This window comes from Massilia sp. MS-15 (assembly GCF_020176695.1).
GTDB classification, from domain to species: Bacteria; Pseudomonadota; Gammaproteobacteria; order Burkholderiales; family Burkholderiaceae_D; genus Telluria; species Telluria hydrophila.
This window is the reverse complement of the sequence record NZ_JAIWIA010000022.1, coordinates 63973-88635: the sequence shown is the minus strand read 5'-3', so window position 1 is coordinate 88635 and position 24663 is coordinate 63973. Positions and strand designations below refer to the sequence as shown.

21 protein-coding genes are annotated in these 24663 nt (G+C 67.3%); 14 read left to right on the top strand and 7 right to left on the bottom strand.

Annotated features, from left to right (window positions below):
- Positions 1 to 29 precede the first annotated feature (29 nt).
- From LCI23_RS20635 to LCI23_RS09490, 5 genes are all read left to right on the top strand, one after another.
- A complete protein-coding gene (locus LCI23_RS20635; RefSeq protein ID WP_307727720.1) occupies positions 30 to 1649 on the top strand; it encodes a methyl-accepting chemotaxis protein in 1620 nt (539 codons plus the stop codon).
- Positions 1650 to 1713: 64 nt separating this feature from the next.
- Positions 1714 to 2427 (top strand): ion channel, encoded by a 714-nt coding sequence (locus LCI23_RS09505; protein ID WP_224946218.1) that lies wholly within the window; start codon positions 1714 to 1716, stop codon positions 2425 to 2427.
- A 136-nt stretch (positions 2428 to 2563) separates the two neighbouring features.
- Positions 2564 to 3325, top strand: a complete 762-nt coding sequence (locus tag LCI23_RS09500) for a hypothetical protein (protein ID WP_224946217.1) — start codon at positions 2564 to 2566, stop codon at positions 3323 to 3325.
- A gap of 102 nt (positions 3326 to 3427) precedes the next feature.
- Complete coding sequence (locus LCI23_RS09495) at positions 3428 to 4900, top strand: M28 family metallopeptidase (protein ID WP_224946216.1); 1473 nt, start codon at positions 3428 to 3430, stop codon at positions 4898 to 4900.
- Positions 4897 to 5466, top strand: coding sequence for a GNAT family N-acetyltransferase (locus LCI23_RS09490; protein ID WP_224946215.1), 570 nt, complete (start codon positions 4897 to 4899; stop codon positions 5464 to 5466). The genes LCI23_RS09495 and LCI23_RS09490 overlap by 4 nt, the downstream gene beginning before the upstream one ends.
- A 25-nt stretch (positions 5467 to 5491) precedes the next feature.
- Here LCI23_RS09490 and LCI23_RS09485 read toward each other — a convergent pair whose 3' ends face one another.
- On the bottom strand, positions 5492 to 7054 hold the full coding sequence (locus LCI23_RS09485; protein WP_224946214.1) for a S8 family serine peptidase: 1563 nt from the start codon (positions 7052 to 7054) through the stop codon (positions 5492 to 5494).
- Between the two features lie 247 nt (positions 7055 to 7301).
- Here LCI23_RS09485 and LCI23_RS09480 point away from each other — a divergent pair, with 247 nt between their 5' ends.
- Entirely contained in the window at positions 7302 to 8408 is a 1107-nt protein-coding gene (locus LCI23_RS09480) for an S-(hydroxymethyl)glutathione dehydrogenase/class III alcohol dehydrogenase (protein ID WP_224946213.1), read from the top strand.
- A gap of 101 nt (positions 8409 to 8509) precedes the next feature.
- On the opposite strand, the gene LCI23_RS09475 is transcribed toward LCI23_RS09480, so the two are convergent.
- Entirely contained in the window at positions 8510 to 9058 is a 549-nt protein-coding gene (locus tag LCI23_RS09475; protein ID WP_224946212.1) for an SRPBCC family protein, read from the bottom strand.
- Between the two features lie 219 nt (positions 9059 to 9277).
- On the opposite strand from LCI23_RS09475, the gene LCI23_RS09470 reads away from it, so the two are divergent.
- Together LCI23_RS09470 and LCI23_RS09465 are read left to right on the top strand one after the other, a co-directional pair.
- Complete coding sequence (locus LCI23_RS09470; RefSeq protein ID WP_224946211.1) at positions 9278 to 9682, top strand: GFA family protein; 405 nt, start codon at positions 9278 to 9280, stop codon at positions 9680 to 9682.
- A gap of 55 nt (positions 9683 to 9737) precedes the next feature.
- Positions 9738 to 12050, top strand: a complete 2313-nt coding sequence (locus tag LCI23_RS09465; RefSeq protein WP_224946210.1) for a UvrD-helicase domain-containing protein — start codon at positions 9738 to 9740, stop codon at positions 12048 to 12050.
- A 131-nt stretch (positions 12051 to 12181) separates the two neighbouring features.
- Here the strand turns inward: LCI23_RS09465 and LCI23_RS09460 are convergent, their stop codons facing one another.
- From LCI23_RS09460 to LCI23_RS09450, 3 genes are read right to left on the bottom strand one after another with little or no spacing between them, the layout of a single operon-like run.
- A complete protein-coding gene (locus LCI23_RS09460) occupies positions 12182 to 12964 on the bottom strand; it encodes a BPSS1780 family membrane protein (protein WP_224946209.1) in 783 nt (260 codons plus the stop codon).
- Positions 12961 to 13920, bottom strand: coding sequence for a homoserine kinase (locus LCI23_RS09455; RefSeq protein ID WP_224946208.1), 960 nt, complete (start codon positions 13918 to 13920; stop codon positions 12961 to 12963). Before LCI23_RS09455 ends, LCI23_RS09460 begins: the two co-directional genes overlap by 4 nt.
- Before the next feature lie 37 nt (positions 13921 to 13957).
- Positions 13958 to 14476, bottom strand: a complete 519-nt coding sequence (locus LCI23_RS09450) for a hypothetical protein (RefSeq protein WP_224946207.1) — start codon at positions 14474 to 14476, stop codon at positions 13958 to 13960.
- 156 nt (positions 14477 to 14632) lie between these two features.
- Between LCI23_RS09450 and polA the strand changes: the two genes are divergently transcribed.
- The 6 genes from polA to LCI23_RS09420 all read left to right on the top strand — a co-directional run bounded on the left by polA (position 14633) and on the right by LCI23_RS09420 (position 23237).
- Positions 14633 to 17416 carry a DNA polymerase I gene (gene polA / locus LCI23_RS09445; RefSeq protein WP_224946206.1) on the top strand — a complete coding sequence of 928 codons (2784 nt, stop codon included), beginning with the start codon at positions 14633 to 14635 and terminating at the stop codon, positions 17414 to 17416.
- Between the two features lie 182 nt (positions 17417 to 17598).
- On the top strand, positions 17599 to 18798 hold the full coding sequence (locus LCI23_RS09440) for a DUF4382 domain-containing protein (protein WP_224946205.1): 1200 nt from the start codon (positions 17599 to 17601) through the stop codon (positions 18796 to 18798).
- Positions 18799 to 18876: 78 nt separating this feature from the next.
- Positions 18877 to 19758: a dienelactone hydrolase family protein gene (locus tag LCI23_RS09435; protein WP_224946204.1), complete on the top strand. Its 882-nt coding sequence runs from the start codon at positions 18877 to 18879 to the stop codon at positions 19756 to 19758.
- A gap of 167 nt (positions 19759 to 19925) precedes the next feature.
- A complete protein-coding gene (locus LCI23_RS09430) occupies positions 19926 to 20627 on the top strand; it encodes a ZIP family metal transporter (protein WP_224946203.1) in 702 nt (233 codons plus the stop codon).
- 136 nt (positions 20628 to 20763) lie between these two features.
- Positions 20764 to 22851 carry a TonB-dependent receptor gene (locus LCI23_RS09425; protein WP_224946202.1) on the top strand — a complete coding sequence of 696 codons (2088 nt, stop codon included), beginning with the start codon at positions 20764 to 20766 and terminating at the stop codon, positions 22849 to 22851.
- Complete coding sequence (locus LCI23_RS09420) at positions 22851 to 23237, top strand: MerC domain-containing protein (protein WP_224946201.1); 387 nt, start codon at positions 22851 to 22853, stop codon at positions 23235 to 23237. Before LCI23_RS09425 ends, LCI23_RS09420 begins: the two co-directional genes overlap by 1 nt.
- 160 nt (positions 23238 to 23397) lie before the next feature.
- On the opposite strand, the gene LCI23_RS09415 is transcribed toward LCI23_RS09420, so the two are convergent.
- Positions 23398 to 23772 carry a Fur family transcriptional regulator gene (locus tag LCI23_RS09415; RefSeq protein WP_224946200.1) on the bottom strand — a complete coding sequence of 125 codons (375 nt, stop codon included), beginning with the start codon at positions 23770 to 23772 and terminating at the stop codon, positions 23398 to 23400.
- 11 nt (positions 23773 to 23783) lie between these two features.
- Positions 23784 to 24650, bottom strand: coding sequence for a sulfurtransferase (locus LCI23_RS09410; protein WP_224946322.1), 867 nt, complete (start codon positions 24648 to 24650; stop codon positions 23784 to 23786).
- Positions 24651 to 24663: the final 13 nt, after the last annotated feature.

Here is a 24663-nt window from a genome sequence, read left to right as displayed (position 1 = left end):
GGCCCTCTTCCGCGGCATCGGAGAATCCAATGACACACATGAAGGTAGGTACCCGGCTGGCCCTCGGTTTTGCCCTGGTACTGGTGCTGCTGCTGGCCATGATCGGCGTCGGCATCGCCAAGCTCGGCACGCTCCATGAGGATACCCGTGCGATGGCGCTCGACGCCTACCCGAAGGTGGTGGTGGCCCAGGAACTGGCCGACCGCATCAACCGTACCGCGCGCACCGTACGCGACCTGCTCCTGGTGAGCAGCGAGGAATCCGACAAGAAGAATTTCGCGACCATCGCCAGCGCCCGCAAGGACAGCGACGCGATGTTCGCCCAGCTCGCGGCCAGCGTCGGTTCCGGCGCCGGCGCCGGCAAGCTGCAGGCCTACAAGGCCGCCTACGTCCAGTACATCGGCGCGCTCGACCAGGTGCTGCGCCTGCACGCGGCCGGCGAGCGCGATGCGGCCATCGCCCACCTGCTGGGCCCCGCGCGCAAGCTGCAGAGCAGCACTTTCATCGCCTCCAACGACCTGATCTCGCACCTGGGCGGCAGCATGCAGGCCACCTACGAGGGCGCGGTGCAAACCTATGCGGCGAGCCGCAATGCGCTGCTGGCGCTCGGCGTACTGGCCCTGCTGGCCGGCGCCGTCGCCGCCACCGTGATCACCCGCGGCCTGCTGCGCCAGCTTGGCGGCGAGCCGGGCTACGCGGCCGAGGTGGCGGGCCAGATCGCCGCCGGCAACCTGGCGGTGCGGATCGAGACCGACCCGAAGGACCGCGGCAGCCTGCTGTTCGCGATCCGCGGCATGCGCGACAGCCTGGCCGCCGTGGTCAGCCAGGTGCGCAGCGCCACCGATGCCATCGCCACCGCGTCGGCCGAGATCAATGCCGGCAACCAGGACCTGTCCCGCCGTACCGAGCAGCAGGCCTCCTCGCTCGAGGAAACCGCCTCGTCGATGGAAGAACTGACCTCCACCGTGCGCCAGAACGCGGACCATGCGCGCCAGGCGAACGGCCTGAGCACGGCCGCCTCCAGCGTGGCCGTGCGCGGCGGCGAAGTGGTGGCCCAGGTGGTCGAGACCATGGGCGCCATCAACGATTCCTCGCGGCGCGTGGTGGACATCATCGGCGTCATCGACGGCATCGCCTTCCAGACCAACATCCTGGCCCTGAATGCGGCGGTGGAGGCGGCGCGCGCGGGCGAGCAGGGACGCGGCTTCGCCGTGGTCGCGAGCGAAGTGCGCAGCCTGGCGCAGCGCTCGGCCGCGGCTGCCAAGGAAATCAAGGCCCTGATCGGTGCCTCGGTTGAACGGGTCGATTCCGGCAGCGCGCTGGTGGCCCAGGCCGGCGCCACCATGCAGGAAGTGGTCGAGAGCGTGCGCCGCGTGACCGGCGTGGTGGCCGAGATCAGCGCCGCCACCGCCGAGCAGAGCGGAGGCATCGAACAGGTGAATGGCGCGATCGCCCACATGGACGAGGTGACCCAGCAGAATTCGGCCCTGGTGGAACAAGCGGCAGCGGCCGCCGCCTCGATGCAGGAGCAGGCGGGGCGCCTCGGCGAGCTGGTGGCGGTGTTCCGCCTGGCCGAGGAAGAACCGGCGCGGGCCGCCCCGGCGCTGGCCGGGAAGGCGGCGCGGCGCGCCATCGCGCACGCCGGCTGAGCGGCCTGCCGCCACCGGGCAGATTGCATACAATAGGCGCTTCTATCTCGCCGACGGAGCACCGATGCGACCCCTGCGCCTGCTCATCCATACCAGCCGCCACCCTTCCGCCATCCTGCTGCTGGTGCAGCTGCTCGGCATGCTGCTGTATCCCTTCATCGAAGGCGAGCCGGCCGGGCACGGGGTGCTCAACGTGTTCGGCGTGCTGGTGCTGGCGCTGACCATCCGTATGGTGCGGCGCACGCCGGGCGAGACCCGGGTCAGCATCGCGCTCGCCGTGCCGATCGTGATCCTGCTGCTGCTGCAGAGCGTGTTCGACCTGCGCAGCACCCTGCTGGCCTGGTCGTCCGCCCTGGAAGCCCTGTTCTACTTCTATGCCGCGGGCAGCCTGATCGCCTACATGATGGGCGACCGCCAGGCCACCACCGATGAACTGTTCGCCGCCGGCGCCACCTTCACCCTGCTGGCCTGGGGCTTCACCCACCTGTACCTGATGGTGCAGGAACTCCAGCCGGGCACCTTCGCCGCCGCCGTCAACGCGGGCGCGCCGCGCACCTGGAGCGAACTGAATTACCTGAGCTTCGCGCTGCTGTCGAGCACCGGCATCGGTGACGTGATTCCGCTGACCGTGCATGCGCGCGCCTTGTGCAGCATCGAGATGCTGGTCGGCGTGATGTACCTGGCGGCGGTGGTGGCGCGCCTGATCGGTTTCACGACCCAGGGCAAGATCCAGCGGCGCGCGCCGAAGACGCCGCGCGCATCCTGGGAAGACGACTGAATCCTACGCGGCCCGCATATTCTGCGCCACGCGCGGACCGGCGCGTGCGCCATTAAGCTTTCGATAAGACTGGTCCAGTAAGTTGCGCCTGTCGCGCACCGGCATCCCGCTGGCGCGCCATACCGCGAGAACGATCTTGACCCGACCTGCCATCCGTCCCGGCCGCGCCATTGCGGGCTTCCTGAAAACCTGCCTGGCCGGCCTGCTGGCCGCGGCCAGCCTGTACATGGTGATATGCGCCTTTCCAGAACCGGCGTTCGCGTATCGCAGCACCTACCAGAACTACCATGTCTGGTCGGACCGGCCGATCCCGGGCGAGATCACGGACGTGCTGGACGACGTGACGCGGCGCCTGCGCACCTCGTCGCTGCACGCGCGCGCGGTCCCGGTCGAGATCTTCTTCTGCAACGACGACTGGCGCCTGTGGCTGTACGGCCGCCATTTTCACGCGCGCATGGGCGGCGCGGCCGACGTCTGGCTCACCCGGCAGGTGTTCATCCGCGCTTCCGACATCCCCGCCAACCGCATCCTTCCGCCGGGAGACCGGCCGCTGGCCGACGCGGCCGAGCGGCCGCTGTCCTACTTCATCGCGCACGAGATCACCCACGTCGACGTGTCGCGCGCTTTCGGCCGCACCGTCATGCTGCGTTATCCACGCTGGCTGCTGGAAGGCTATGCGGACTATGTCGGCAAGGCCGGCGACTTCGACTTCGACGCCAACCGCGACCTGTTCGCGCTCGGCACCTGGGCGCTCGACCACGACAGGAGCGGCCTGTACCGCGAGTTCCACCTGAAGGTGGCCTACCTGCTCGACAGGAAGGGCTGGACCCTGCAGCAGGTATTCGCCAATCCGCCCGACGAGCAGGACCTGGACGCGCGCTTGCGCGCCGCGCCGTGAGCATGGCCACGCATATGCATCCGATTCTGCCCGGCGCGGATTGACCGGGCGTGGGGCGCCATGCGATATTGCCTTTCTTGCCATTCACTCGAAAGCAAACGCATGCGTCTTCACCTTTCCGCCCTCGTCCTCGCGCTGGCCGCCGCCGGCTGCACCCAGCTTCCGACCGCCGCCACCAGCCCGGCCACCGCCCCGGTCGCGGCAGGCGCCTACCTGTCCAGCATCGCTCCGGACGCCCTGCGCGCCCACGTCAAGTACCTCGCCTCGGACGAACTGGAAGGCCGCGGCACGCCCTCGCGCGGCCAGGACCTGGCCACCGACTACATCGCCGCCCAGTTCCGCAAGGCGGGGCTGGAGCCGGCCGGCGACGACGGCTACTTCCAGACCGCGCACTGGCAGTACGCCGAGCGCAAGCCGGAAGACGTGAGCCTGAGCGTGAGCGCGGGTGGCAGCACCGTCACGGTGCCGGCCGGTGGCGCGACCGGAGGCTTCCTGGACGCGGTGTCGCTGGCCTCCACGCCGGCGGTCTACATGGGCTGGAAGGAAGCGCTGGAAAACAGCGAGGCCGCCAACGGCAAGGTGCTGGTGGTGCCGGCCGCGCCGGTGCCGGGCGCCGTCCGCCAGCTGCAGGAAAAACTGAGGAGCAAGCCGGCCCTGGTCATCATGATCGACCGCGAGAAGCGCCACGGCGCCGGCACCGGCGGCTGGCTGGTCAATCCCGAGCAGCCCGCGGTGAAGGGCGCGCCGCAGGTGCTGGTGCTGCATGCGGCGGATGCCGCGGCCGCGCTGGAGAAGGGTGGCGCCAGCGTGACGGCGCGGGTGGCGGCCGTGGCGCTGCGTTCGGTCAAGCTGCGCAACGTGGTCGGCGTGCTGCGCGGTTCAGATCCTTCGCTGAAGAACAGCTATGTGCTGATGACGGCCCACCATGACCATGTCGGCATCCGCAACGGCGAGGTCTACAACGGCGCGAACGACGACGCCAGCGGCGTGGCCTCGGTGATTGGCGCGGCCGAAGCGCTGGCCGCGCGCAAGGAGCGTCCGCGCCGCAGCATGGTCTTCATGACCCTGTGGGGCGAGGAGATGGGCATGCTGGGATCGAAGTACTATGCGCGCCATCCGGTGTTCCCGCTGAAGGATACGGTGGCCATGATCAACCTCGAGCAGACCGGCCGCACCGACGACAGCGAAGGCCAGCAGCTCAATTCGGTCGCGATGACCGGATTCGATTTTTCCACCGTGGGCGAGATGCTGAAGAAGTCGGCCGAGCAGACCGGCATCCGCCTGTGGAAGCATGCCTCCTTCAGCGACCAGTTCTTCGGCCGCGCCGACAACCAGTCGCTGGCCGATGCCGGCGTGCCGGCGCACACGCTGTCGGTGGCGTACGGCTTCCCCGACTACCACGGCAAGGACGATACCTGGGACAAGCTCGATTACGACAACATGGCGCGCGTGACGCGCATGCTGGCCCAGGGCATGTACGACATCGCCGACAACCCGGTGCGCCCGGCCTGGACCGACGCGCCGAAGGCGGCAGGCTACGCCGCCAAGGGCCGCGCGCTGCTCGCCGCGCCTTGAGCGCAGAGGCACTGGTGCGCCGGCTGGCGCCCGGCGACTGGCAGGCCTACCGGGCGCTGCGCCTGCGCGCACTGGAAGACGCGCCGGAGGCCTTCGGCGCCACGCTGGACGAAGCGCTGGCGCGCCCGCCGGAAGACTGGGCCGCTCGCCTGGCGCAGGCAAGCGTCTCCGGCATCGACTGTCCGCTGGCGGCCGAAGCGCCTGGCCGGCCGGGGACGCTGGCCGGACTTCTGTGGGCCAGGGTCGATGACGACGATCCTGGCACCGTCAACCTGTACCAGATGTGGGTGGCGCCCGAATGGCGCGGGCAGGGCATGGCGGCTGGACTGCTGGCGGCCGCCCTTGGCTGGGCGCGGGACCGCGGAGCCCGTACCGTGGGCCTGGGCGTGAACTGCGCCAATGCGGCGGCGCTGGCGCTGTACCGGCGCGCGGGTTTCAGCATACTGGGGGAGGCGTATTCGATGCCGGGTGTGCCCGGACGGATGGAATGCGCGATGCGCCTGGCGCTGGATGCGCCGGGGCGGGGCAACCGGCCGGGGCAACCGGCCGGCGGCGGCCAGGCCTGAGGGGCCGGGCCGCGCGATACCCGGATCAGTTACCGCAGCCCAGCGACGCGATGCGGTCGCGCGCGGCCTTGGCCTGCACCAGGCCGAAACCGTACTTGGTGTCGCGGCCGGCCGGGCCCAGGTCGAGCGCGCTCTTGGTGAGCGTGCTGCGGATCTGGGCGGCGGTGCAGCTCGGGTAGTAGCTCCACACCAGGGCCGCCACCGCCGACACGTGCGGCGTCGCCATCGAGGTGCCGTCGTAGTAGGCGTAGCTGGTGGCCTGGATGCCGACCGTCGCGCTCTGGCCCAGCTGCGCCTTCATCGCCGTGCCATCGGTATCGGTGGCGGTCACCGACGGGATGCTGGTGACGGTGGTGCCGAGCGTGCCGCCAAAGGCCCCGGCCACGTTGTTGTACACGATCGCGCCGACGCCGCCGCTGTTCTGGCAGTTGCTGACCTTGACCGCGAAGTCCACGGTGCCGCGCTGGATCAGGCAGACCTTGCCCGAGACGGCCGTGTTGACCTTGTCGCCCAGGCCAAAGTCGGCCAGCGGCGCGGTGGCGGTCTTCACCGGCGAGCCTTCCATGGCGCCCGCCACGTAGGCCACGCCGCCGACGTTCAGTACCGCTTCCTGGCCGCCGCCCATCGGCACGGTGGACAGCACGCCCACGCCCGGGCCGGCCAGTTCGACCTTGCTGTTGTACTGCGAGAAGCTGGCCCACTGCTTGTTCTCGTCGACCGCGCCGACCATCACCACGCTGGTATAACCGGCCGGGTAGGAGACCACGCTGTTGCCATCGTTGCCGGCGGCGGCGATGCTCAGCACGCCCTTGGAATACAGGCTGTCGAAGGCGCGCTGCTCGGTGGTGCTCTTGCGTCCGCCGCCGAGCGACATGCTGATCACGTTGGCGCCGGCCGCGCCGCACTTGTTGGCGGCCGAGGTCAGGGTCGAGGAATAGGCCCAGCCATCCTTGCCGAACACCTTCACGATGTGCAGCTTGAGCTGGCGGTTCGGGTTCACGCCGACCACGCCGGTGCCGCTGTTGTTGATGGCGGCGATGGTGCCCGCCACGTGGGTGCCGTGGTGGTTCTCGTCGGTGTACCACCAGCCGGTGCCAGCGTCGTATTCGCCGGTGACGCTGTTGGCGGACAGGTCTTCGTGGTTGCGGTCGTAGCCCGAGTCGATGATGCACAGCTTGCGGTTGGCGGCCACGCTGTCCGGCAGCTGGTCGGCTTGCACCTGCTTGATGCCGTAGGGGACCAGCTGGCCGCTCTGGTAGGGCGTGCCGGTGGAAGGGCTGGTCAGGGCGAAGGGCCTGCGCACCACGTCTTCTTCGATGTACTCCACGTTCGGGTTGTTCTCGAGCCCCTTCAGCGCCACTGCCGGCACCTCGATCGCCATTGCGTTCATGCCGAAGATCTCGTGCTTGACCGCGCCTTTCGAAGCGGCCACCAGCGATTTGACCTTGGCCGCGGCGCCCGGCTTGAAGGCGACGATGACGCGGGTGGTGTCGGGCGCCGCGGCCTGCGCCTGGCCGAATATGCCGGCGGCGAGCATGGCTGCCAGGCAGGCCTGGAGGGAAGAGCTGCGAGTGTTCTTGTCTGCCATTACGATTCTCCGTGTAAGTACTTGTTGTCGCGTCGAGGCTCTGGCGGCGTCGTACGCGGATTTTTATGCCGCATACATACATCTGCGGTGAAACAAGTCTATGTCAAAAGTGAGAACTCGTGCATACAAAATTTGAACGGTGCGCTGGAAAGCGGGGAGCGTCGTATCCGACCGTTCCTTGTTATGATGTCAAACTTGGCGGCGCGGCATGCTTGCCGCGCCACGTTCTGGTTCAGGAAGGATACACATGAAGACCAAGGCAGCAGTTGCATGGAAGGCGGGCCATCCGCTCACGATCGAGGAAGTCGAGCTCGAAGGCCCGAAGGCGGGCGAGGTGCTCGTCGAAGTGAAAGCCACCGGGATTTGCCACACCGACTACTACACGCTGTCAGGTGCCGATCCGGAAGGCCTGTTCCCGGCCATCCTGGGGCATGAGGGCGCGGGCGTGGTGGTCGACGTCGGCCCGGGCGTGACCAGCCTGCGCCGTGACGACCACGTGATTCCGCTGTACACGCCGGAATGCCGCCAGTGCAAGTTCTGCCTGTCGCAAAAAACCAACCTGTGCCAGGCGATCCGCTCTACCCAGGGTCGCGGCCTGATGCCCGACGCGACGTCCCGTTTTTCGCTGGACGGCAAACCCCTGTACCACTACATGGGCACCTCGACCTTCTCGAACTACATCGTGGTGCCGGAGATCGCGCTGGCCAAGGTGCGTTCGGACGCGCCCTTCGACAAGATCTGCTACATCGGCTGCGGCGTCACCACCGGCATCGGCGCCGTGATCTTCACGGCGAAGGTGGAGGCGGGCGCCAACGTGGTCGTGTTCGGCCTGGGCGGCATCGGCCTGAACGTGATCCAGGCGGCGAAGATGGTCGGCGCCGATAAAATCATCGGCGTCGACCTGAACCCGGAACGCGAAGCAATGGCGCGCAAGTTCGGCATGACCCATTTCATCAACCCGACCAATGTCGAGAACGTGGTCGACGCCATCGTCGGGCTGACCGACGGCGGCGCCGACTACAGCTTCGAGTGCGTGGGCAACGTCACCACCATGCGCCAGGCGCTGGAGTGCTGCCACAAGGGCTGGGGCCAGTCGATCATCATCGGCGTGGCGGCGGCCGGCCAGGAAATCTCGACCCGCCCGTTCCAGCTGGTGACGGGCCGGGTGTGGAAGGGTTCGGCCTTTGGCGGCGCGCGCGGCCGCACCGACGTGCCGAAGATCGTCGACTGGTACATGGAAAACAAGATCAATATCGACGACCTGATCACCCACCACCTGCCGCTCGAGCGCATCAACGAGGGTTTCGACCTGATGAAGTCGGGCGAGTCGATCCGCTCGGTCGTGGTCTACTGATCCTGTCCCGTGCATGCGGCGGCGCCTGCCGCCCATGAAAAAAGCCTGGCGCCGCGAAGTGCGCCAGGCTCTGCCTGGCCGCGCGGGCCAGGCGGATCAACTTAGTGCTGTGCGATCTTGCCGCGCCAGGCGCCGGTTTCCGAGCCGCGCTTCTCGAGCAGTTCCTTGAAGTTCTGCAGGTTGCCGCGCAGTTCCATGCGCACGGCGCCCATCGCGTCGCCAATGGACTCGACGGCGTTTTCCGTTTCATAGTCCATCTGGACCATGACGCGGCAGCAGTTGTCCGAGATCTTGTGGAAGGTGGCGACGCCGCCATTCCTGACGCCGGTGACGCTGCGCCAGGCGATGCGCTTGTCGGGGATCTGCTCGGTGATCTCGGCATCCCATTCCTTCTCTTCGCCAGCCACGTTGGCGCGCCAGTGCAGGTGCTTGTCGTCGAGCTGGCGGATTTCCTTGACACTCTTCATGAACTGCGGGAAGTCTTCGAACTGGGTCCACTGGTTGTAGGCGGTGCGCACCGGGACGTTGATCTCGATCGACTCCGATACCGACGAGCTGGCACCATAGCCGCTGCGGTTCTGTTTCAGTTTCTTGGACAGCATCATGCCGCCGACGGCGAGCGCGGCAACGGTAACTACGCGGTTCAACATATGAAATCTCCTTTGGCTAGAAGCCGCTCCACACACCGGACAAGTCTGGCCCAGGACTGGGCATGCGCAAGCGGACTTCATGAACTCATGGTCTTGCGGGCCACGCGATCTGTCGCGAATCTCTGGTTAAAATAAGCGAAAAGACAATCGGGCGGCGCGCGAAAGGATGGGCCGTTTATACTGAAGAGCCCGATGTTGAGCGCCTGAAAGGAGACCGACATGCATTTGGAGGGAGGATGTTTCTGCGGCGCCGTTCGCTACGTCGTGAGCGGCGAGACCTTCAACAGCACCCTGTGCCACTGCAGCGACTGCCGCAGGGTATCCGGCGCGCCCGCGCTGGCCTGGTTCAGCGCGCGCCGCGCCGATTTCCGTTTCACCAAGGGCGAACCGGCGCGTTTCGCTTCGAGCGCGCATGTGCTGCGCGGCTTTTGTCCCCTGTGCGGCACCACCCTGACCTTCGAGGACGCGCGCTGGCCGGAGGAACTCGATATCGCCAGTGCGACCCTCGACGATCCGGAACAGGTGCCGCCCGGCGACCATACCTTCGTACGCAGCCGGCTCGACTGGATGCGCACCGACGACGGCCTGCCCGAATACCCGAGCACGCGTTCGGCCGGCCGCTGAGCCGTGTGCGCGAGGCTGGATGGGCATACAGTAATCCCGGCGTTATAATGGCCGGATGCAGAATCTCCTCCATAAGCTCAATCCCGAACAGCTCGCCGCCGTCACCCTGCCGTCGCAGAGCGCGCTGATCCTGGCCGGCGCCGGTTCCGGCAAGACGCGCGTGCTGACGACCCGCATCGCCTGGCTGATCCAGACCGGGCAGGTGTCGCCCGCCGGCATCATGGCGGTGACCTTCACCAACAAGGCGGCGAAGGAGATGCTGACGCGCCTGTCCTCGATGCTGCCGATTAATACGCGCGGCATGTGGATCGGCACCTTCCACGGCCTGTGCAACCGCCTGCTGCGCACCCACTACAAGGACGCCGCGCTGCCGCAAGCCTTCCAGATCCTCGATTCGCAGGACCAGCTGTCGCTCATCAAGCGCATGCTGAAGGCGCACAACGTGGACGACGAAAAATACCCGGCCAAGGCGCTGATGTACTTCATCAACAACGCCAAGGAGCAGGGCCTGCGCGCGAACCGGCTGGAACCGAACGACCCGATCGAGCGCCGCATGATCGAGCTCTACGAACTGTACGAGGGCCAGTGCCAGCGCGAGGGGGTGGTCGATTTCGCCGAACTGCTGCTGCGTTCCTACGAGCTGCTGGCCAGGAACGGTCCGCTGCGCCACCATTACCAGATGCGCTTCCGCCACATCCTGGTGGACGAGTTCCAGGATACCAACGACCTGCAGTACAACTTGTTGAAACTGCTGGCCGGCCACGATGAGGAAGGCGGCGGCGCCATCTTCGCGGTGGGCGACGACGACCAGAGCATCTATGCCTTCCGCGGCGCCAACGTCGGCAACATGCAGGCCTTCGAGCGCGAGTTCCGCGTCAAGAACCTGATCAAGCTGGAGCAGAACTACCGCTCCTATGGCCACATCCTCGACTCGGCCAACTACCTGATCGCCAACAACACCAAGCGCCTGGGGAAGAACCTGCGTACCGACGCGGGGCAGGGCGAGCAGGTGCGCGTGTACGAGGCTTCGTCCGACCTGGAAGAGGCGCAGTGGATCATCGAGGAAGCCAAGAGCCTGATGAACGAGGGCATGGCGCGCAGCGAGATCGCGATCCTGTACCGCTCCAACGCCCAGAGCCGGGTGATCGAGCACGCGCTGTTCGCGGCCGGCCTGCCGTATACCGTGTATGGCGGCCTGCGCTACTTCCAGCGCGCCGAGGTCAAGCACGCCATCGCCTACCTGCAGCTGATGGACAATCCGCACAATGATTCGGCTTTCCTGCGCGTGGTGAACTTTCCCACCCGCGGCATCGGCGCGCGCTCGATCGAGCAGCTGCAGATGGCGGCCGACAGCTACGGCATCTCGCTGTACGCGGCCGTGCCCTACATGACGGGCAAGGCCGGCAGCTCGCTGGGCAACTTCGTCAAGCTGGTCGAATCGGCACGCTTCGAGACCCAGCAGCTGCCGCTGCCGGAACTGGTGCGCGTGGTGCTCGAGCGCAGCGGCCTGTTGCTGCACTACCAGAACGAGAAAGAGGGCGCCGACCGCATCGAGAACCTGGAGCAGATGGTGAACGCGGCCACCCAGTTCGTGCAGGAAGAAGGTTTTGGCCAGGGCGCGCCGGCCCATCTCGGGCCGCCGGCACTGCCCCAGGCGGGCGAGGCGATCGTCAACCAGGACGGCATCGAGATCCTCGACTCCGACGCGCCGCTGGCCAATGTGATGTCGCCCTTGTCGGCCTTCCTCACCCACGCTTCGCTGGAGGCGGGCGACGCCCAGGCCCAGGCCGGCCAGGATGCGCTGCAGCTGATGACGGTGCACTCGGCCAAGGGCCTGGAGTTCGACGCGGTCTTCATTACCGGCCTCGAAGAAGGCCTGTTCCCGCACGAGAGCAGTGCGCGCGAGCTCGACGGGGTGGACGAGGAACGGCGCCTGATGTACGTGGCGATCACGCGCGCGCGCAAGCGTTTGTACATGAGCTTTACCCAGCAGCGCATGCTGCACGGCCAGACCCGCTTCAACATGAAGTCGCGCTTCTTCGACGAGTTGCCGGAAGAGTCGCTGAAATGGCTGTCGCCGCGCGTGCAGACCAACTGGTTCGCCGGACGCAAGCAGACCACGGCCTGGGACGACGCGGCCTTCCGCGACGGTTCCGACAACAAGATCGCCCAGCAGATCACCCAGAAGTCGGGCAATGGCTCCGGCTGGCGCGTGGGCGAGACGGTGGCGCACGCCAAGTTCGGCGAAGGCGTGATCGTGAATATCGAGGGCGGGGCGGGCGCGGCGCGCGCCCAGATCAACTTCGGTTCGGCCGGGATGAAGGTGCTCGACCTGTCGATCGCGAAGCTGGAGCGGGTTGGCCGTTGATCGTAGGGTGGGCGGCTTTGCCGCCCACGCGTTCAACCAGCCAACGAGCAGCTGCGCCGATTCAATTCACAGGTGATTTGAACGCGTGGCCGCCCCGTCATTCCGGGCCATGCCCGACATGAGCCCCCCACCTACTTGCTCAGGTCGACGCCACCGGCGCGCGCATCGTCGGCCGGCTTGCCGAAGATCTGCCGGTACCCGGCATACATCGCGCACTGCAGCAGCAGCACGAACAGGAAGATCAGCCACATGATCACCACCCGCGTCATGTTCGATGCGCCCAGCAGCAGCGTGATGACGATGGTGATGCCGAAGAAGATCGCGAACCAGGCCAGCAGCAGCACGATGAACACGCGCGCGCTGCGCACCACGGCGAAGAAGCTGTAGAAGATGGCCTTGCCTGGCCCCATCTTCTGCCAGTAGGTGAGCGGCGCGGCGAAGCTCAGCGCCATCAGGGCCGCCACGTCGAGGGCGAAGATCAGCATCATCGCCAGCACGTCGGAGCCGGCCACCTGCGGCTGGCCCCCTTCGCGTCCCTGGCGCGCCATCTGTTCCCAGAAGCCCGGATCGATCGTGAAGCGCGTGACCAGCGCCATCAGCAGCGACACACCCAGGTAGACCAGTCCCACCTTGCACAGCGACTTGAGCACCGGCTGGCGGAAGCCCGTCAGCAGCACGGCCGGCGTGACCCGTTCGCCGTTCTCGATCATCAGGCAGGCCTTCATGAAGGCCATCGAGAACGAGGGGATCAGGATCACCGCGGCCATCGGCCCGAGCAGGGGCACGGCGCTGATCCCGATGCTGATCAGGATATTCGCGAACAGCAGGGTGGTGAGGGCAGCCGGTTGTTGGCGGAACAGGCTGGCGCCTTGCTTGAGCCAGTGCCAGCCGGTGATGGCGGGAATCGAATTCATGTGGGCAGCTCCGGCGCGCCGTGCTCGATGCGCGCGCGCAGGATGCGTTCAAAATGGGTGGGGTCGTGGGGCGTGAGCAGTTCCGCCGCACGCGGGCAATGGAGGTCGTACAGGCGCGACAGCCAGAAGCGTAGCGCGCCAGCGCGCAGCAGCGGCAGCCAGGCCACGCTTTCCGCCGGCGTGAACGGACGCGCCGCATGGTAGGCGTCGAGCAGGGCGCGCACGCGGGCCGCGTCGAGGGTGCCGCTGGCCAGGTCGACGCACCAGTCGTTGACGGTGACGGCCACGTCAAACAGCCAGGTGTCGACCCCGGCGAAATAAAAATCGAAGCAGCCGGTCAGGCGCTCGCCTTCGAACATCACGTTATTGCGGAACAGGTCGGCGTGCACCGGCCCGCGCGCCAGCGCGGCATAGGTGGCGCTGGCGGCGAAGTCCTGCTGGAAGGCCACCTCGGCGCGCAACAGCGCGGCCTCGGGCGCGGACAGGAAGGGCATGACCGTGGGCGCGGTGGCGCTGATCCAGTCCAGGCCGCGCAGGTTCGGCTGCGCCAGCGGGAAGTCGCGTGCGGCCAGGTGCATGCGCGCCAGCAGGCGGCCGACTTCGGCGCAATGCGTCGGCCCCGGCGCCAGCTGCGAGGCGCCGCTCAGGCGGCTGACGATGATGGCGGGCTTGCCGTGCAGGGTGACCACCAGTTCGCCCGCATGGGTGGGCACCGGCGCCGGTACCGGGATGCCGCGCTCGGCCAGGTGGCGCATCAGCTGCACGTAGAAGGGCAGCTGCTCGACACGCAGGTTTTCGAAGATGGTCAGGACATAGTCCCCACACTCGGTGGTGAGGAAAAAATTGCTGTTGTCGATGCCGGAAGAAATGCCCTCGAGGGCGCGGACCTCGCCCAGGGGGAACTGCTTGATCCACTGGGAAAGGTCGTCCAGCGAGACCGCGGTGAAAACTGCCATGTGCTAGCGGAGATGGTGAGGGGCGCCAGCCCCGGGATTATTTTTTCTCGACCGGTTCCAGGCGCGGCGGCGGCGGCGCATCGGCGCGCGGCGGCACGCCGGCGCGGGCCGGAGCCGGCGATGGGGCGGCGGTGGCCGGGTCGGGAGCCTGTTTCTTCGGATTGCCGATGTCAAATTCCATGACCTGCCATTGGGGAGCGCGGATGGCGCTGCTCTGGGCGTCGCCGGGTTGGGCATTGCCTGGCGCGACATTCGGTTTCATGATGTAGCGGCTCTTTCCGCTTTGCACTTCCACCTCGGTGACCATGCCGTCATTGCCCCGTTTTTCGGTGATGCGGGTGCGTTCGCGCGGCGGAATCGTGGTGGCTGGCACATCGCTGCCCGGTTCGATGCGTTCGAGCTGGGGCGGTGCCTGGCTGGGACGCTGGCTTGGCTGCTGGGCTTGTTGCTGGACCTGCTGCTGGGTTTGCGCCGCGGCGAGGCCGGAATAGGCAGCGAAAGCGGGAGCAGCGAAGCACAGCGACAGGAGTTTCAGGCGGGAAGATGTGCGCAACATGATGGTCACCTTGGGACGTTTGGTTCATTGTAACAAACCGACACGCTTCCCTGTGAAAAGTATGAGAACGCCAGAGCGGCCGCCCGTCCTCGGCGATGCGCCGCGCAGGCCGATTCTGCGATAATGCCGGACGCCCATCTTTTACTATGTCGTCCCATGGAAAATACACTGCTGCTCGTCGACGGTTCCAGCTACCTCTACCGCGCCTACCACGCGCTGCCCGACCTGCGCAGCCCGGAGGGGTTCCCGACCGGCGCCATGCACGGCATGGTCAACATGCTGCGCCGCCTGCGCGCCGACTACCCGGCGGCCTACATCGCCTGCGTGTTCGACGCCAAGGGCAAGACCTTCCGCGACGACCTCTATCCGGAATACAAGGCCACCCGCGCCTCGATGCCGGAAGACCTGGGCAAGCAGATCGAACCGATCCACGAAGTGGTGCGCCACATGGGCTGGCCGATCCTGATGGTCGACGGCGTCGAAGCCGACGACGTGATCGGCACCCTGGCCGTGCGGGCCGCCGCGCGCGGCATGAAGACCATCATCTCGACCGGCGACAAGGACCTGGCCCAGCTGGTCAACGACAAGGTCATGCTGGTCAATACCATGAGCAACGAGAAGCTCGACGAGGCCGGCGTACTCGCCAAGTTCGGCGTGGCGCCGAACCGCATCATCGACTACCTGACCCTGATCGGCGACACCGTCGACAACGTGCCGGGCGTGAGCAAGTGCGGCCCGAAGACGGCCGTGAAGTGGCTGACCCTGCACGGCTCGCTCGACGGCGTGATCGAGAACGCACATGCCATCGGCGGCGCGGTCGGCGAGAACCTGCGCGCGGCGCTCGAGTGGCTGCCCAGGGGCCGCGAACTGATCACCGTGAAAACCGACTGCGACCTGGTGAACCACGTGGTCTCGTTCGAGGAAACCCTGGTCGGTCGTCCGGAAGACGCCGAAGCCCTGCGCGACTTCTTCCAGCGCTACGGCTTCAAGACCATGCTGCGCGAACTGGGCGGCGGCGGCCGCGCCGATGGCGCAGTCGCTCCGGCGCGCGGCACGGGGCCGGGCGGCGCGCCGCTCAATTCGCCGGAAGGCGCCTCCAGCGGCGCGGGCACGCTGCCGGGCATGGCCATCATCAAGGGCGAATACGAGACCGTGCTCACCGATGAACAACTCGACAAATGGCTGGCGCTGATCGACGCGGCGCCGCTGACCTCGGTCGATACCGAGACCACCTCGCTCGACCCGATGACGGCACAGATGGTCGGCATCTCGCTGTCGGTGGAAGCGGGCAAGGGCGCCTACATCCCGGTGGCGCACCGCTATGCCGGCGCGCCCGACCAGCTCAATCGCGAGCATGTGCTGGCGCGCATGCGTTCCTGGCTGGAGGACCCGAACAAACCGAAGCTGGGCCAGAACCTGAAGTACGACATGCACATCTTCGAGAACCACGGCGTCAGGCTGAAGGGGATCGTGCACGACACCCTGCTGCAGTCCTACGTGTTCGAGTCGCACAAGCCGCACGACATGGACACCATGGCGATGCGCCACCTCGGCTACACCACGATCCCGTTCGTCGACGTGTGCGGCAAGGGCGCCAACATGATCTGCTTCGACCAGGTCGAACTGAACCGCGCCACCGAATACGCCGGCGAGGATTCGGACATCACCCTGCGCCTGCACCAGACCATGCTGCCGCACGTCGAAAGCGACGCGGGATTGAGCCGCATCTACCGCGAGATCGAGATGCCGACCATGGAGGTGCTGCAGAAGATCGAGCGCAACGGGGTCCTGATCGATGCCGAGCTGCTGGGCGTGCAGTCGGGCGAGCTGGGCGCGCGCATGCTGGAGCTGGAGCAGCAGGCCTATGAACTGGCGGGCGGCCCCTTCAACCTTGGTTCGCCCAAGCAGATCGGCGAGATCTTCTTCGGCAAGCTGGGCCTGCCGGTGATCAAGAAGACCGCCACCGGTGCGCCGTCGACCGACGAGGAAGTACTGCAGAAGCTGGCCGAGGACTATCCGCTGCCGAAGATCCTGCTCGAGTACCGCGGCATGTCGAAGCTGAAGTCGACCTATACCGACAAGCTGCCGAAGATGGTCAACCCGGCCACTGGCCGCGTGCACACCAATTACGCGCAGGCGGTGGCGATCACGGGGCGCCTGTCCTCGAACGAGCCGAACCTGCAGAACATCCCGGTGCGCACCGGCGAAGGGCGGCGCATCCGCGAAGCCTTCATCGCGCCGCCGGGCAGCAGCATCGTCTCGGCCGACTACTCGCAGATCGAGCTGCGCATCATGGCGCACATCTCGGGCGACCCGGCCATGCTGAAGGCCTTCGCGGACGGCGAGGACATCCACCGCGCCACCGCCGCCGAGATCTTCGGCATTGCGCCCGATGAAGTGCAGAGCGAGCAGCGGCGCTACGCGAAGGTGATCAACTTCGGCCTGATCTACGGCATGAGCGCCTTCGGCCTGGCCCAGAACCTGGGCATCGAGCGCGGCGCGGCGGCCAGCTACATCGACCGCTACTTCGCCCGCTTCGCCGGCGTCAAGCAGTACATGGACGAGACCAGGTTGCAGGCCAAGGCGCGCGGCTACGTGGAGACCGTGTTCGGGCGGCGCCTGTGGCTCCCCGAGATCAACTCCGGCAACGGCCCGCGCCGCGCCGGCGCCGAACGGGCGGCGATCAACGCGCCGATGCAGGGCACGGCGGCGGACCTGATCAAGCTGGCCATGATCGCGGTGCAGGGCTGGATCGAGCGCGAGCAGCTGGGCACGCGCATGATCATGCAGGTGCACGACGAACTGGTGCTCGAGGTGCCGGAAGCGGAACTGGACCTGGTGCGCACGAAGCTGCCCGAACTGATGGCGGGCGTGGCGACGCTGAAGGTGCCGCTGGTGGCCGAGACGGGCGTGGGGCCGAACTGGGAGCAGGCACATTAAGGCCGGCGAGCCGTACGCGATACTGCTGCGCGCAGTCGCGTGACGGCCACCAAATCCTGCACATCTGTAAAGACTGTAAGCAACTGTTTCAACGTGCGCTAACCCACACAAAAGTTGATTTTTGGAATGCTAGGATCCTGGCGACTGCTGCTGTTGGCAGAACCACGAAAGGTATCCATCACATGTTCCAGACTTCACCCCGCTTCGCCCTGATGGGCGCCACCGCCCTGAGCGCCATCGCCCTTTCCGCCTGTGGCGGCGGTGGCGGCAGTGATGCCCCGGCTACTCCGGTCAGTACCATGGGCACCCTGGCCGTATCGCTGACCGATGCGCCTGCCTGCGGCTTCGACGCCGTCAACGTTACCGTCAGCAAGCTGCGCGTGCATCGCAGTGAAGGCGCGTCGGATCTTGACGCCGGCTGGACCGACATCACCCTGAATCCGGCGAAGAAGATCAACCTGTTGAACCTGACCAATGGCGTGCTTGAAGGGCTTGGCCAGACATCGCTGGAAGCCGGCCGTTATACCCAGCTGCGCCTGGTCCTGGACGCCAACGGCAACACCGTCGTGCCAACCGTTGGCAAGACCGAACAGCCGCTCGAGACCCCGAGCGCGGTCGCGAGCGGCATCAAGCTGGTCGGCAACTTCGAGGTCAGTGCTGGCCAGAAGACCGATGTCGTGCTCGACTTCGACGCCTGCAAGTCGGTGCTTACCCGTGGCAAGGGCAGTTATGTGCTGAAGCCCGTCGTGAAGGTGTTGCCGGTGACCCTGAACGGCATCTCCGGCTATGTCAGCACCGCGCTGCTGGGCCGCAGCGTGCAGGTGTCGGCGCAGCAGAACGGCCAGGTCGTCAGCGCCACCACGCCGAATGCCACCACCGGCGAGTTCTTCCTGTCGCGTCTTGCCCCGGGCAGCTACGACGTTGTCATCACTGCCAACGACAGTGCGGCCAGCGTCGTGGCGGGCGTGCCGGTGGCGTCGACCAGCACCACCACGGTCCTGAGCACCACGGCGGCACCGATCCTGCTCGCGCCGGGCACCAATGGCGCGATCGGTGGCACCGTCACCATGAACCCGGCTGGATCCGATGCCGCCTACGTCTCGGCCAAGCAGAGCTTCGCGGCGGGTCCGACCGTCACGATCAGGTACCAGGGGGCGGACCTGGCTACCGGCGCCTACACGATCGCCAACCTCCCGGTGACGGCGCCGCAGTTCGCGACCTATACCAGCACGCTGCCGCTGTCCTTCAGCGCCAGCACCGCCGCGCCGGCCGGCAAGTACCGCGTGGAGGCGGCGGCCGCGGGCTACGTGACGAAGTCGGTCGAGAATGTCGACATCACGACCGCCAACCAGTCGAACGTCAATTTGCTGCTTACCCGCTGATCGCTCATCCGCGAAGCGTGCGCCCCTCCGGACTTTGCTAAGATTGCAAGCCTGTCCAACACAACCGGAGGGGTGCACATGAAAGATCTCATTCGCGATGCCCAAAGCCTGCTGTCCGCCAGTTCGTTCGGCGAGGGTGTCGACCGCCGCGTCTTCCTCAAGGCCGCCGCCGGAGGCGGCTTCGCCGTCGCCGCGCTGCCGGTGGTGGCGCAGACCCAGGTCCAGACGGGTACCGACGGCCTGGACGCCGCCGACCACATCGTCGTGGTCAACGGCCAGGACGTGCCGGTCTACCGCGCCCAGCCCAAGGACCGCAGCAACCTGCCGGTGGTGCTGGTGATCTCCGAGATCTTCGGCGTGCACGAGCACATCAAGGACGTGGTGCGCCGCTTCGCCAAGGCCGGCTACCTGGCCGTGGCGCCGGACCTGTTCGTGCGCCAGGGCGACGCCACCAGGACCCCGATGCCGGAGCTGATGAAGAACATCATCGCCAAGGTGCCGGACGCCCAGGTCATGAACGACCTCGACACGATCGTCAAGTGGACCAGGCAGCGCGGCGGGAATACCGCCAAGCTGGGCATTACCGGTTTCTGCTGGGGCGGGCGCATTACCTGGCTGTACGCTGCGCACAATCCGGACGTCAAGGCCGGCGTGGCCTGGTATGGCCGCCTGGTGGGCGAGACCAATCCGCTGCAGCCGCGCCATCCGATCGACGTCGCCCAGAACCTGAAGGTGCCGGTGCTCGGCCTGTACGGCGCCAAGGACACCGGCATCCCGCTGGAGTCGGTGGAGCGCATGCGCAAGGCGCTCGACGCCGGCAACAGCCGCTCGCGAATCCACGTGTATCCGAACTCGGGCCACGCCTTCCACGCCGACTACCGCCCCAGCTACAACCTTGAAGATGCGAAGGACGGCTGGAGCAAGGCGCTGAACTGGTTCTCGCAGCACGGCGTGGCCTGACACCGCACGGCCGCGGGCCGGGAGCGGTACAATGCCCGGTTTGCGGCCCGCCGGCGGGGCCTCGACGCACCAGCACCAGTACAAGAGGCTTTCAAATCGACCCCATTCTCTCTTCCATCCTGCTGGCGACCCTGGTCGCCGGCGTCGTCAGCATCAGCGGCGCTGCCGTGTTCTCGTTCGCGCTGCTGTCGAAAGTGGTGGAGAGGATGGTCAGCCTGTCGGTGGGCATCATGCTGGCCACCTCGCTATTGCACGCGCTGCCGGAAGCCTTCGAGTCGGGGGCCGACCCGCGCAGCCTGTTCGCCACGCTGCTGGGCGGCCTGCTGGCCTTCTTCGTGCTGGAAAAGCTGGCCATCCTGCGTCATTCGCATCACCACGAGGGCGACGGCCACCACCATGCGCACGGCCACGACGCCCACCAGGCCGGCAAGTCGGGCTGGATGATCCTGCTCGGCGACGCGATGCACAACTTCACCGACGGCATCCTGATCGCCGCCGCCTTCCTCGCCAACCCGGAGCTGGGCATCGTTACCGCGCTGGCCATCGTCGCGCACGAGATCCCGCAGGAGATCGGCGACTTCATCGTGCTGCTCAACGCCGGTTTCTCGCGCCTGCGCGCTTATGTCTTCAACCTCCTGTGCAGCCTGATGGCGGTGCTGGGCGGCCTGCTCGGCTACTTCACGCTGGACCAGGCCAGTGGCCTGATTCCCTACGTGCTGGTATTCGCCTCTTCGGGCTTCATCTACATCGCGGTGAGCGACCTGATGCCGCAGATGCAGCGCCGCGCCACCGTGCGCGAATCGGTGCCGCAAGTGGCCCTGATCGCGCTCGGCGTGGCGATCGTGTTCGCTCTCAACCACGCCTACTGAGCGGCCCGGCCGCATCCTTCTACCTGCTCCGGAAGTTGCGCGCCCGCCGCGGGGCAGGGCGGCGCACGGCTGTCGTCCTTGCCCTATTAATGAGAGTGGATTATCATTATGGACCGAATCCACTCCAAGCTTGCCAATGTCGACCCTGAACCGTACCCCGCTCGCGCTGGCCATCCTGTTCGCCTTCAGCGCCCCCGCCCTTGCCCAGAGCAGCAACAGCCGCCTCCAGACCGATCCGGATACCGTCCCCACCGTGGTGGTGTCCGCCAGCGCGCTCGGCGTGGTGAGCGACGACATGATCACCCCGGCCACCTCGCTCGGCGGCGGTGAACTGGTGCGCACGCGCGAGTCGACCCTGGGCGAGACCCTGGCCAACCAGCCCGGCATCAGTTCCAGCCACTTCGGCGCCGGCGCCAGCCGCCCGGTGATCCGCGGCATGGACGGCCCGCGCGTGAAGATCCTGTCGGACGGTGCCGAAGTGCAGGACGCCTCCACCATCAGCCCGGACCATGCGGTCGGTTTCGAGCCGGTCCTGGCCGAGCGCATCGAAGTGCTGCGCGGCCCGTCGGCGCTGGCCTATGGCGGCGGCGCGGTCGGCGGCGTGGTCAACATCCTGGACCGCAAGATCCCGACCACCGTCCCGTCCCGGCCTGAAGGCAGCGCCGAACTGCGCGCCAGTTCCGTGGCGCGCGAGAAGACCGGTGCCTTTGAGGTGACCGGCGGCGCAGGCGGCATCGCCGTGCACGCCGAAGGGGTCAAGCGCGACGCCGGCGAATACCGCGTCGGCAGCGGCTGGGACGGCGGCAAGCGCGTCCCCGGCAGTTTCAAGGAAGGCGAGAGCGGCACCGTCGGCCTGTCCTGGGTGGGCGAACGCGGCTACCTGGGCGCGGCCTACACCAAGGAGCGCAGCGCATACGGCGTTCCCGGCCACCGCCATGAATTCGAGGGCTGCCATCCGCACGACGGCCACCTGGACTGCGGCGCCCACGAAGAAGAGGGCGGCGACCATGGTTCCGAGGATGAGCACGGGCACGAAGACGAACATGGCGCGCAGGACGTGCCGACCGTGAAGCTCGACAGCGACCGCTGGGACCTGCGCGGCGAATACCGCAATCCGCTGCCCGGCTTCGCCCGGCTGCGCATGCGCGCCTCGCTCACCGACTACCGTCACGACGAGCTGGAAGACGGCGCGGTGTCCACCAGCTTCCTGAACCGCGCCCACGAGGGCCGGTTCGAGCTCGAACACCTGCCGCTGGCGGGCTGGCGCGGCGTCGCCGGCCTGCAGACCACCCGGCGCGACTTCCGCACCGTGGGCAACGAAGCCTACGTACCGCCGACCGTCACCCGGAAGCACGCGGCCTTCCTCACCGAGGAATACAAGCTGGAGAACTGGCGCTTCGAGGCCGGTGCCCGCCACGAGTGGCAGGACATCGCGGTGGACAGCAAGGACCAGCGCGACACGAAAGCGCGCGGCACCTCGGTGGCGCTGGGCGCGGTATGGAAATTCCGGCCGCAGTACTCGCTGCGCGCGGGCCTGGCACGCAGCCACCGCCTGCCGACTGCCGAGGAACTGTACGCGGACGGCATGCACCTGGCCACCGCCACCTACGAGATCGGCAACCAGGACCTGGGCAAGGAAACCTCGACCAACATCGACTTCACCCTGCGCAAGTTCGAGGGCGACACCAGCTTTTCGCTGAGCGCCTTCCGTAACCGCGTGGCCAACTACATCTATGCGCATACGCTGGACGAGCACGAAGGCTTCCAGCTGGTCGAGTACGCGCAGCGCGATGCCGTGTTCACCGGCCTGGAGGGAGAATTGCGCCACAAGTTCTCGGACGTGGTGGAGGCCACGCTGTTCGGCGACCTGGTGCGTGCGCGCTTCGCGGGCGGCGGCGAAGGCAGCCGCAACATCCCGCGCATCCCGCCCTACCGCGTCGGCGTGCGCCTGAATGCCGACTGGCAGGCCTGGCACGGCATGGCGGAGCTGGTGCACACCGGCAGCCAGGACCGGGTGGCCGCCTTCGAGGGCCGTACCGGTGGCCACACGATGCTCAACCTCGGCACCCACACCACCATCCGCGTGTTCGGCGTGCCGGCCCAGCTCTACGCCCGCATCAACAACCTCACCAACGAACTGGCCTACAGCCATGCTTCCTTCGTGAAGGAAGCCGCGCCGCTCCCGGGCCGCAACCTCACCGCCGGCCTGCGCTTCGTCTTTTGATGAAGAACCTGATCCGCTTCGCCGACTATGCCGGCATGGCCGCCTCGGCGCTGTGCCTGGTGCACTGCCTGGCGACGCCGCTGCTGATCGCCGCCTTTCCGCTGCTGGGGCTGGGCGGGGAGCACCATGCGCTGCACGATGCGCTGCTGCTGGGCGTCACGGCGCCGGTGCTGCTGGCGCTGGTGCCCGGTTACCTGAAACACCGCGATCCCATGGCCCTGCTGGTCGGGCTGGCGGGCCTGGGCGCCTTCCTGCTGGCGGTATTCGTGGTCGGCCCGCGCTTCGGGGACGAGGCGGAGACGGTGGCGGCGGTACTGAGCAGCCTGCTGCTGCTGGCGGCGCACCTGCGCAATCACCGCTACTGCAAGGATTGCCGCAAGGCGTAGGGTGGGCGGGTCGTCCCGCCCACGCGGTGATCGTTTGCGGCACGGTCATCCGGCGCGATAACGCAGCCGCCAGCGATCACCGCGTGGGCGGAAATCCGCCCACCCTACGACCCCACAAAGCGCGGTACTGACGGTACGTTAGCGCAGCCGCCAGCGATCATCACATCGGGCGGCAAGCCCCGCACAGTCCGTACAAGGTCAGCTCGTGCGACTCCAGCACGAAGCCATCCGGCGTGAGTTTCTGCATGTCGCCCGGACAGGCATGCACCTCGAACACCTTGTCGCAGGCGCGGCAATGAAAGTGGTGATGGTGCCCGTGGCCGGCGATCTCGTAGCGGTCGCCGCCGCCCGGCAGCGAGACCGTGGTGATCTCGCCCGCTTCCAGCATTGACTTGATGTTGCGGTACACGGTCGCCATGCCCATCCCCGGCACCAGGGCCTGGGCCTGGTCCAGGATTTCCTGTGGCGCGAGCGGGCGCCCGGCCTGTTCCAGGCAGGTGTGGATCGCCTTGCGCTGGCGCGTATTCCTTTCCATCGTCGCCATCCTCAGTCGGCACCGGTGGCGACCGGCCGGCCGGTGGCCTGTTTGCCATCGCCCACCCATTCGCTCCACGAGCCCGGATACAGCGCGGCGCCCGGCAGGCCCGCCACTTCCAGCGCCAGCAGGTTGTGGCAGGCGGTCACGCCCGAGCCGCACTGCATGATGGCCCGGGCCGGGTCGGCCACCAGCGCGGAGAATTCGCCGCGCAGCGTGGCCGCATCCTTGAAGCGCCCGTCCGCCTGCAGGTTGTCCTTGAAGAAGCGGTTCTTCGCGCCCGGGATGTGGCCGCCCACCGGATCGATGCTCTCGTTCTCGCCGCGGAAGCGGTCACTCGCCCGCGCATCGATCACGATGCGTTCGCCCTTGTCTACGTTGTCCAGCACCTCGCCAACCGTCACGGTCGGCACGAAGGGTGCGCGCAGCGTGATGGCGCCGCGCACCGGGGCCGGCACCTCGGCCGTGAGCGGCTGGCCGAGCGCCTGCCAGGCCGCCATGCCGCCGTCCAGCACCGCCACCGCTTCGTGGCCGAGCCAGCGCAGCAGCCACCACAGGCGCGCCGCATACATGCCACCGTGGGCGTCGTAGGCAACCACCTGCGAGCCGTCGTTGACGCCCCAGCCGCGCAGGGTTTCGAGCAGGGCTTCCTTTTCCGGCAGCGGATGGCGGCCGCGGAAGGCGCCGTCCGGGCCGTACTTGGCGCCCGACAGCGCGGTTTCGATGTCGCCGAACACCGCGCCCGGCAGGTGGCCGGCGGCATAGGCGGCGCGGCCGGCGGCCAGGTCCATCAGGTCGTGGCGGCAATCGACCAGCACCCAGTCCGGCGCACCCTTGTGGGCGGCCAGGTCGTGGGCGGAAATCAGTGTGGCGTAGATGCTCATTCGGTTC